6 protein-coding genes are annotated in these 10,366 nt (G+C 58.4%); 3 read left to right on the top strand and 3 right to left on the bottom strand.

Features of this window, described 5'->3' with window-relative positions:
* The 3 genes from H5U08_RS03795 to H5U08_RS03785 form a co-directional block, all read left to right on the top strand.
* Positions 1 to 1,618 (top strand): hypothetical protein (locus tag H5U08_RS03795; protein ID WP_297030333.1); only part of this gene is annotated, 1,618 nt, incomplete at its 5' end.
* 177 nt (positions 1,619 to 1,795) lie between these two features.
* Positions 1,796 to 3,793 (top strand): PSD1 and planctomycete cytochrome C domain-containing protein, encoded by a 1,998-nt coding sequence (locus tag H5U08_RS03790; RefSeq protein WP_297030327.1) that lies wholly within the window; start codon positions 1,796 to 1,798, stop codon positions 3,791 to 3,793.
* Positions 3,794 to 3,894: 101 nt separating this feature from the next.
* Complete coding sequence (locus tag H5U08_RS03785; protein ID WP_297030324.1) at positions 3,895 to 5,340, top strand: DUF1501 domain-containing protein; 1,446 nt, start codon at positions 3,895 to 3,897, stop codon at positions 5,338 to 5,340.
* Positions 5,341 to 5,418: 78 nt separating this feature from the next.
* Here H5U08_RS03785 and H5U08_RS03780 read toward each other — a convergent pair whose 3' ends face one another.
* The 3 genes from H5U08_RS03780 to H5U08_RS03770 all read right to left on the bottom strand — a co-directional run.
* The gene (locus tag H5U08_RS03780; RefSeq protein WP_297030321.1) at positions 5,419 to 8,898 is read right to left on the bottom strand and encodes an FAD-dependent oxidoreductase; all 3,480 of its coding nucleotides are present in this window, start codon (positions 8,896 to 8,898) and stop codon (positions 5,419 to 5,421) included.
* Positions 8,899 to 9,060: 162 nt separating this feature from the next.
* Positions 9,061 to 9,870, bottom strand: coding sequence for a pyrroline-5-carboxylate reductase (gene proC, locus H5U08_RS03775; protein ID WP_297030320.1), 810 nt, complete (start codon positions 9,868 to 9,870; stop codon positions 9,061 to 9,063).
* A gap of 30 nt (positions 9,871 to 9,900) precedes the next feature.
* A partial coding sequence (locus H5U08_RS03770) for an alpha-L-rhamnosidase C-terminal domain-containing protein (RefSeq protein WP_297030317.1) occupies positions 9,901 to 10,366 on the bottom strand: 466 nt, incomplete at its 5' end.

Genomic DNA, 10,366 nt, shown 5'->3' with positions numbered 1-10,366 from the left:
GCTGGGGTATGGCTTCGACGACCTGGAGCGTGCTCAGATTCCCGCGGAAGTTCTGGCCACTGTTCCCGCGGATATTGCGCGAGCCTATCACATTTTGCCGCTCTCTCTGAAAGGTGATATCGTTACCCTGGCATTTGTGGAGCCCCCGACGCCACAGCTTTCGGACGAGTTGCGGTTCACCCTTGGACGACCGTTTGAAATCGTCCTCGCGCCCGAGGGCAGAATTCGAACGCTGGTGGAAAGACTCTATGGTCCCACGGAGCCGGAGGTGGTGGCCCTTCTTCTCGCGGAGCTGGCCCGACCGTTGCCAGCCGTGGAAACGCCGCGGCCTGCAGAGTGGGCTCGGCCTGTTCCCTCTTCGGGGCATCCGGCGGAAGCTGTTTTTCAGTATCTGCGGCAGTTTGCCACGGAAAAGCTGCTCGATCTGTTCGAGGATATTCGCAGGCGGCCGAAATTGTGCATCAGATCGGCAGAGAAATGGCAAGTGGATGTGGTGATTCCTCGAGCAGAAATGATCTCTGTCCTGCCCGCGTCCTTACGATCCTACCTGGAGAATCGGCTGTGGCTGGTTCGCGAAAACATCATCGCCCGGCTTTTTAACATCCTTGCCCAGAAGGAACAGGTTCGCAGTATTGCCCTGGCTTATGCGCTGTATGTGGCTGCCTGTCGCATGTCGCAGGGGGAACGGGAGGTTCCCCTGGACCCGGTGCTGCTCATTGATGAGTGGTTCAATTTTCTGTTCTGCTATGCGTTGAAAATAAATCCGACTCTGGAAAGCAATTCCGCTCTCTTCAACTATCTTGCGAATCACTCGGAAGAATTCGCGGAGCGGCTAGCCCAGATTGCCGAAGATCCGTCGCTGGTGCAGGACGTCGGCGCTGCCAAACGGTGGCTGGAAAACCTGTCACGGCAGGTTGTCATCCGAGATCTGATCGACGAAAAATGTGGGATCCCGGAAGCCATGCTCAATTTGTTTATGGCGGATGCGCACCATTACAGCGCGTCCCATATGCTGATTGTGCCCCGCGATGATCATCTGGAGGTGGCCTATCGGGTGCAGAACCAGCTTTTCGCGACAACCCGGTTTCCGGTCTGCTGGTTCTTCCCTGTGTTATCGCGGCTCATGTGCTGTCTGATCGACTATTCCGAATGGCAGACCACAGTCGCCGGCCAACCGGTCAGGGCAGCGGTGCGACTTATCGCAACCCCGGCAGGATTAGCCGCATTGGTCGAGTTCCGGCAGGATCCCCGGGTCTTGGATGTAGCGCAGGCCCTGGCCGTGAGCGCGAACTGTCGCTTCATGCGACTTCACGACATCGAGGTGCCACCAGAAGCACTTCAGCTCATGGACGTGGCGGTAGCACGCCACCTGGGCCTGCTGCCGCTGGGAATAGAGGGCGACGCGGTGGTAATTGCTATGGCGCAACCCCCGACAGCACGCCGCCTCCAGGAACTGCAGATCCTCTTCAATCGCCCGATCGAGGTGGTCATCGCTCCCGAACCTGAACTTCTCGCGGCGATCTATCGGCATTATCCACCGCCACATCGCTTCGAGGTGTCGCCGATGGCGACGTATATCTTCCAGCAGTACACCGGGCTTCTCAAACCGGGCGTGTGACTCGTAGCCCATGCTGACGGTGATGTCGCCACTGCCGTCCACGGCCGTGGGGGCGACCAGCCTGCGCCAGCCCTTGTTGCCGACGGGCACGTGACGCACCGTGTATTGACATACACCAAAATTGTCTATAATAAGTGGCAGAAATTCTGGCATTTCAAGTCGAATCGGGGAAATTTCATGCACGTGACGATGATCACAAGCCGGTGCTTGGTGGGTGCCGCGGTCTGCCGGACTTTGCTCTTGCTCGGCACGCTCGGATTTCTCCTGGGAGGCCCTCCGCTGGCGTTCGCTGGGCCAACCACGGACGCGAACTCCGAGAGCGGCGCAACCCGAGTGGATTTCGTCCACGAAATCGCACCCGTCATTCAGAAACGCTGTGGCGAATGCCACGTCGGTCAGCGGGCAGAGGCAGGGCTTTCCTTTAATACACGGCAGTCTCTGCTCAAGGCCGAGGTCATTGTCATCGGCCATCCGGAAGAGAGTGAGTTGATCCGGCGAATCTCGTCGGACGATCCGGATGAGAGAATGCCGCCGAAGGGGCCGCCGTTGGATCCGGAGACAATCGAAAAGTTCAAACTCTGGATTGCTCAGGGTGCCCCGTGGGAAGAGGGCTACACCCTCAATCCTCAGGACAATCATGCCGAGCCACCACTCAAACTCGCGGATGTGGCAGTTCCACCGGCGGGCGATGGATTGACCCATCCTATTGATCGCCTGGTCCGTGAGTATTTTCGGGCACACAATATCGCATTTCCGCAGGTTGTGGATGATCAAACATTCCTCCGACGAGTGGGATTCGATCTGGTCGGGCTTCCTCCCACTCCCGGAGAAGTAGCCGAATTCCGGGCTGACCCGGCGCCGGACAAACGGGATCGCTGGGTGAGGCGGCTTCTCGATGACCGAACCGCTTATGCCGACCACTGGATGTCTTTCTGGAATGATCTCCTGCGGAACGACTACACAGGCACCGGCTATATCGATGGGGGGCGAAAGCAAATCTCGGCGTGGCTTTACACAGCGCTCTACAACAACATGCCGTATGACGAATTTGTGCGCGAGCTCGTAGCGCCCTCCAGTCCTGAGTCGGAAGGTTTTATGCGGGGCATCAAATGGCGGGGCAACGTGAACGCAAGTCAACGGGTGGAATTGCAATTCGCGCAGACCACGTCCCAGGTCTTTCTGGGAATCAACATGAAGTGCGCCTCTTGCCATGATAGCTTTATCGACCGGTGGAAACTCACGGATGCCTACGGTTTGGCGGCAATCGTGGCGGAGGAACCCCTGGAGATTCACCGTTGCGATAAGCCAACCGGCCAGATCGCGCAGCCACACTTCCTCTATCCGGAGCTCGGTGACATTGATGCCAACCAGCCTCCAAAGGAACGGCTGAAGGAATATGCCCGTCTGCTTACGGTTGCCGATAACGGCCGGACCAGCCGGACGATTGTTAATCGCATTTGGCATCGTCTCATGGGGCGGGGGCTGGTCCATCCAGTGGACATGATGTCTCAGCCGGCGTGGTCACCAGAGCTTCTGGATTACCTGGCACGGTACCTTGTCGATCACAAGTGGGATTTGAAGGAGTTGATCTACCACATCTGCACGTCGCGAATCTATCAGGCGGTGTGTGACGAGTCGGTGACGCCAGGTGAAGAGAAGTATGTGTTTCGTGGTCCCCTGCCCCGGCGGATCACAGCAGAGCAATTTTGTGATACCGTGTGGCGACTGACCGGCAGCAGTCCGGCCAAGCCGGCGTTTAACCCGCCGGTTCCCGAGCGCAAGGCCGATTTTGTACGGGCATCGCTGACGGTGGCCGATGCCTTCCAGATGGCGCTGGGCCGACCGCAACGGGATGTGGTCGTTTCCACTCGGCCGGAAGTCATCACCACCCTTCAAGCTTTGAACTTGTCGATTGGCCCCAGGCTCCACCAGGACCTGGAAGCTGGCGCGCGGAATCTCATCCAAAAGTTTGCCGACAAACCAGCGGATGACCTGGTCCGACACATTTATCTGATGACGTTAACGCGAGAGCCGACGGCGGAGGAAAAACAAGTGCTGAAAAGCGTGCTCGATATCGAAAGTCTGGATGTCCCCACGCAAAGCCTGGAAGCATCCCACGTGGAAGATCTCTTGTGGATGATCGTCATGCTGCCCGAGTTTCAAACAATCCGCTAAACGTCAGTGTCCCGGAACATTGTCTGCACGAAGCGGCACACGATGACCTTTTTGGAGAGATAACGGAAAAGTGTTGTAGGGGCCCAGAAGGAGGTGTGGAGATGACGGTGGATAGGATTCGTTTTGATGGGCAAATAACGCGACGAAATTTCTTAAAATGGACGGCTGGCGCAGCCGCAGCGACGTACCTCTTGGGGGAACCACGACTTCTGGCGAATCCTGCGCCGGCCGCGCCCGCCCCGCGTGCCGACTGCTGTGTCCTGCTGTGGATGGCCGGCGGCATGGCGGCTCCAGAGACGTTTGATCCGAAACGCTATGCACCGTTTGCTAAAGGTTTGCCAGCCAGCGAGATTCTGAGTACGTTTCCTGCCATCGACACAGTTCTCCCCGGTGTCAAAATCTCTCAGGGACTGGAAAATATCGCGCAGGTTTTGGATCGTGGCACGCTCATCCGTTCCCACGTGTTGCCAGACCTGGGGCATATTCTCCATTCGCGTCATCAGTACCACTGGCACACCGGTTATGTGCCTCCGCAAACCGTGGCGGCACCCCACATGGGAGCGTGGATGGCACGGCTGCTCGGGCCGCGCAATCCTGCCATCCCGCCATTCATCGTGATTGGTCAGCGCCTGGAGGGAATCGGCGAAAAAGAGGAGTTGAAGGCTTTCCATACGGGAGGTTTTCTCGGCGCAGAGTATGACCCGTTTCTCATCCCTTATCCAGAACAGGCTCTCGAAGCAGTGCAGCCTCCGCGGGGGATGACGCCTTCCCGGTTTGAAAGCCGCTACCAGTATTACCGAAAGCTGGCGGAGCTGGATCCCCGCTATAAAGACGCCAGTGATTTCCACCGCACGTCGATTTTGCGGGCCATGGAAAACGCTCACCGATTGCTCTCATCGCCGCAGCGGAGGGCATTCGATATCTCAGAGGAACCGAAGTCAGTTTATGAGAAGTACAACACGGGCAGGTTTGGGCTGGGGTGCCTGCTGGCGAGACGTCTGGTGGAAGCTGGTGCCCGTTTTATCGAAGTCAGCACAGAATATGTGCCGTTTGAAGGTTGGGACACGCACGAGAATGGCCATGTGCGTTACGCCAAGATGAAGGAACTCATCGACCGTCCAATCGCCCAGTTCATCCTGGACCTCGAAGAACGTGGGCTGCTGGATAGAACCCTTGTCATCGTTGCCAGCGAATTCAGTCGAGACATGCTCATCGAAGGTGTTCCCGGAAGCAACGCCCGGGATCAATCTCGCGCACCGGCTGACAAGATGGAGGAAATGATCCACTACGGGCTCCACCGTCACTTTACCGGGTCGAGTTCCGTGCTTTTGTTTGGTGGAGGAATACGCCGCGGCGTGGTATTCGGAGAGTCCGCCCCCGAGCGACCTTGCCTCGCTATCAAGGATCCCATCGGCGTGACCGATCTTCACGCGACAATTTACACGGCCATGGGCATTTCGCCACAAACGGCGATGGAGGTGGAACGACGGCCGTTCTACGTCACCCAAGATGGCAAAGGTCGCCCGGAAATGCGGCTTTTTGCGTGATTGTCGTTCCCGCTTGACGGCCTGTCTTCCTCTCGAAAACGCTTGGCAGATGACGAACCGAGTCCAGGACGATTCCGGTCACTTTTTCTGTGGCGGACCTTTGTCGAGGACGGCCTTGGCATGCCGGGCCAGATGCCCCCGAAGGTCCTCCGTGTAAGCCCGAAGAATCTGTTCGCCGATCCCCCCATAATCTCCGCAGCGATAGAGAGCACGGGCGAGTGACAGTTCACGGATGGAATCCCGTCGCGTCTTGACGGCGTCGGTCCCGCCAGGGCTCGCCTGGTCGAAACGGATGGCATCCTCAACCGTCCGGTGGACATAGCCTGTCATGCCGGGAATGGTGAGCAGTTCAGCGAGGGGTTGTGCGGCACGGGGATCGCCGATCATTTCCAAAGCCAGCGCCACAGCTCGGAAGTGCGAAAATTCCGACTCCGGTTTGAGCAGACGCATTTTCTCCAGGATGACGGGAACAGCTCGGGGGTCGCGGGTTCGACCAAGGGCAATGATCAATTGGTCCAGCCGACTGAGGGCGCTTCCGAACTGGCCCATGCCTCGGTAGTCCCATCCTTTATCCCAGTCGGCGTACTTGCGGACTTCGTTGATAAGAGTATCCAGTCCGGTAGCATCCCCCAGCACAGCCAGAACATGTGCGTAGATGAGACGCTCCTCCTCAGACTTCGCCTGCTGATAAGCCTCGCGCACCATCGGGCGGGCAATGTCGGCATGGGCGAGGACAACGGCGGCGCCTTCGTAGTTATTCTTGAGACGCTCCACCGCCTCCCGCACCTTTTCGGGTGGATACGGGAGGGAATCTTTCTCGGTGAGGACCTCTTCTGGCAGATTGCCCATCTCTATAAGGTGACGCTGGAGGGCTTTCACATCCAGCTCGCGGACCGGTATGTTTTGAGCGGCAATCCAGGCGGCGGCAACACCAGCCGCGTAACCCTGGTTCTGAATATCGGCTTGCATCCGGATGAGCGGCAGCGCATCTCGATGGGCACTGATGCCCAAGCCTGTCACCAGAATTCCTTCCAATCCCTTGGGAATGAGGCAGCGGTACGGGATATTGACGCGGAAGCCTTTCTTTTCCGGATGCTCCAGTTCAAGATAGGGATCGACTGTGAAACCATGCGTATCGAAGTTGCTGTAGGCGACACAGATGGTGTCGGGGTAGGTTCGCTGCAGCATCTGATCCAGGATTGTCATGGTGAACTCGCCCACGATCCGCCGGCGCTCCCGCGTGTCCACCAGTCGCCCCTGATCAAATGCCTTGCTGTATTTGAGCTTCGAATAGACAAAGACATGCCACACATCCATGACGTCCGTTTCATCAGTGATCGTGAAGTCGGTATTCGCATAGGTCGCGCCGAGGTCCCGCGGAGGCAGGCCCGTTCCCTGCACAGCAGGTTCAGTATCATCCGTGTACATTGTTTCCGCACCGGCGGCAGCCGCAATGTCGGCGTTTCCGGTAGAATCCACCACAACATCGGCAAGCACAACCCCGCGTCCGAAAGGCGTGCTCACCACAACGCCTGTCACTTTGTTATTGAGGACAACGGCTCCGCATCCCAGACAGCTCATCCAGATCTCAGCGTTAGCCTTGAGCAGTTCGCTTCGCCACCACTCCGCCTTCTGTTCGATGACCCATGTGGGACGGCCCTGATCGACGGTCGCGGTAAATCCCACCCGATTGCCCCAGTAATAGGATGAAATGGCCCCTGACGTGCCCACTCCGCCCAGCGTCGTAAGGTATTCGATGACAAGCGTTTTCGCTCCCTGCCGGGCGGCGCCGATTCCAGCCGCTGCTCCACCCGTGCCACCGCCCACCACCACGACATCGAAATGCCCCAGAACAGGTAGTGCTGAAGCCTCCTGAGGAATTTTCGGATACTCGTGAACAGGACGGAGCCCGTTGAGAAACTCGCGTATTTCACCCGGAAAATACGTTTTTTCCTGCCTTGCTGCCACTCGTGGTGATTTGGGAGCGGGAAGGGTTTTGGCTTTCCGGGCGATTTCCGTTCCCAATCGCTCACCGAGGGCCATCAGGTTCACCGGGCGCAGGAGCTTCTCTGCCTGCTGTCGAGATACACCCGCACAGCCTCCCAGAATCCACACGCGGTCAATTCCCCTGGGTGTCAGCGCCGCCAGAGGAATGGCCTCCACTCCGCGCCAGTCACCGTCGCACGGCTGCTGAGCCACGACGGGATCGGGCGGCACTTCGAAGAGTACGTCCGAAGTGAATTGCTGCTCAGGATGATAGGTGAGCGTTCTGGCCTGTTGTTCGGCTTTGGCCCAGCTCCGCCATGAACCGTCTTCCATCGGAAGCTGGAGGGTGTATTCAATGATCTGGAAAATACCACTTGAGGTGCGGGCACGATTGGGATAAGGGCCGATGAAAGGTGGATCGATCACTCGCGCTGTGACGTTCTCTGCCTGAACGGGCTCGCCACCGACCACCACGCGCTTGAACGTGTGGAGCCCCGCGGGATAGGGGGCGAACCGGACTCCGGCCAGGCGGGCGACAACAGCACGGGGGGTTGCGTCAATGATTGTCTTGGCCAGGATGACCTGTCGGCCGGCCCGGTTGGCAATCACCACGCCACAGATCTCGCCGTTCTCGTCGCGAACAACGTCGGTCGGGTAGCAGCTATACAGAAAAGGAACCTTAGCTTCCAGGAGATAGGCATCGAGAGTCTGCTTGACGTGGAGTGGACGCGGCGGCGGAATGCGAGAGGGCTGCGGAGACAATTCTTTCTCCGGCGGGCCGAGAAGTTCGAGTTCACCTAAAAGCATGCGGTCAACGTCGGGTGCTTTGCGTACACGAACTCGCACAAATCGCACTGTTTGACGGCCGATATCCAGAAAGACGGGCACCGGTATGTCCGCGCCTGCTGCGGGCGGAGGCGATGTTTCCACAGAGCCGACTTCTTTCCATGTGTTCCCGTCGTCACTGATCGCTACGTCGATGCCTGCCACCTTAAAGCCAACCTCAGGCGCGGCGTTCCGCCAAAACGCGATGAGATTGACGCGGTCAATGAGCTTCGGCTCCCCGAGATCCGCAGTGATTGTGGCATCGCTGTTGAACTGGACGCTTTGCGTCGGGGCTTCCAGGTATTTCCCGTCGTTGAGCATGCTGGGCGGCTGCGTATCCCGGTGCTTAGGATCGCTCGGCACGTCCACGGTGTATGTGTACTGATAGCGCGGTCGATCGGGTTCCTGCCTGGGGCGATAGGGATCTGTGTACACTCTCCGGGCCAGGTCGGTCGTCAATTCCTCGCCTTCTTCCAGCCATAGCTGGAGGGTGGCCGTGATATCGTCGCCCAGATAAGGCTGCTGCGCGACCAGGAAAACTCGCGCGCCTTCCTTGGCGGCTGCCACTGCTGCGGCAACGGCCCCGGTGGTTCCCCCAACGACTGCCACATCGACCTCGGCCACCACGGGAAGGGTGCGAGACGATTGTTCGACAAACTCATCCCCCAGGCCATTTCTGCTCGCCAAAGCTGCAGAGAGCACAAGAATACCTACAACAGAAGAGTGCGAAATCTTCGCTTTTTTCATGGCGGTTCCCGCTCCGTTTGCTCTCATTTTTGAAAACATAGGTAGGACGGCCCAGTCCTTTCAAACGGCGGACACTGGGACGAAGACCTGCGGTCTCTCCTGCAGGCATTTTCCTGCAGCACAATGATATCCACCCGAACGCCTATTCTCCAGTGCGGCACGCTACTGAGAGAGCTCGCGGGCACGTCGCCAGGCGGCCTCGACACCCGCGAAAACAGCCGACCGGAAACCGTGACTTTCCATCGCTGCCAGTCCTGCAATCGTGGTTCCTCCGGGGCTTGTCACCTGGTCTTTCAGGACCGCCGGATGCTGGCCGCTTTTCATGACCATCTCTGCAGCACCGCGAACCGTTTGGGCAGCGAGTGTCAACGCCACATCGCGGGACAGCCCATGCCGGACTCCCGCATCCGTGAGAACTTCGATCATGAGATAGACATAAGCCGGCCCGGAGCCCGAGAGAGCGGTCACGGCATCCAGCAGTTTTTCATCCACCTGGACAGCGATGCCGATCGCCTCGAGGAGCTGCTGAACCAGGCTGGCATCGTCCGGTCCAGCATTTTTCCCCAGTGCGTATGCGGACGCAGCAAATCCTACAAGAGCGGGCGTGTTGGGCATCACGCGGATCACGCGGGTTTGCGTACCCAGGCCCTCTTCAAGCTGCTGCAGGGAGATTCCCGCCGCGATCGATATAACAAGTTTTTCGGGGGCGACGCGTCCTCTCAGCTCCTCGAGTAGCTTGGGGATTTGTTGGGGTTTAACAGCCAGGACCACAACATCCTGTCGGCGGATCACCTCCAGATTGTTGGATGTCGTCTGGGCGCCGGTTGCTTCGTGAAATCGTTGGCGTGCCGATTCACTTGGGTCAGAGGCCAGCACCTGATCGGGGACGAGCAATCCCTTGTGGAGCAAGCCCTCGGCCAATGCCCGTGCCATCTGCCCGGCGCCAATAAAGCCGATTTTTTTTGTAATCATGCGTGCTTTCACACCCTCCGATTGTGGACTTCAACGGGTTGTGACGACGAACTCATATCGACCTGCGGGCGCTTGGACCACGAGCCAGTTGCCCTGCTGCCCCAGGGTTTTGACGAGCGCAGCGTCCGCAACCGGCTGACCGTTCACCATAATTCTGGCACCTGGCTGTGCGGGCACATAAAGGGTGGCGGTGGTGTTGGCGGGGATGACCACTCGCCACTCCCAGGAATTCTTCTCTTTTCGCCAGGCGCTGTGAATATCGCCGCAGATCGAACCATACCGGGCTTCCACCCAATCGAGGCCGTCCGCCACATGCGGCTTGAGCAACAGTTTTCGGAAACCTGGGCCATCCGTATCGATTCCCGCCACGTACTGGAACATCCACTGCCCAACTGCGCCAAATGCGTAGTGAGCGAAAGAATTCATCCCGGGATCCTGGAATCCTTTTTCTGGTGTCCAGCCGTCCCAGCGTTCCCAGATTGTGGTGGCGCCATGT

The sequence above is a fragment of the Thermogutta sp. genome (genome assembly GCF_014359955.1).
GTDB lineage: Bacteria > Planctomycetota > Planctomycetia > Pirellulales > Thermoguttaceae > Thermogutta.
Note: the sequence above shows the minus strand (reverse complement) of the source record. Positions and strands in the feature narration are given on the sequence as shown.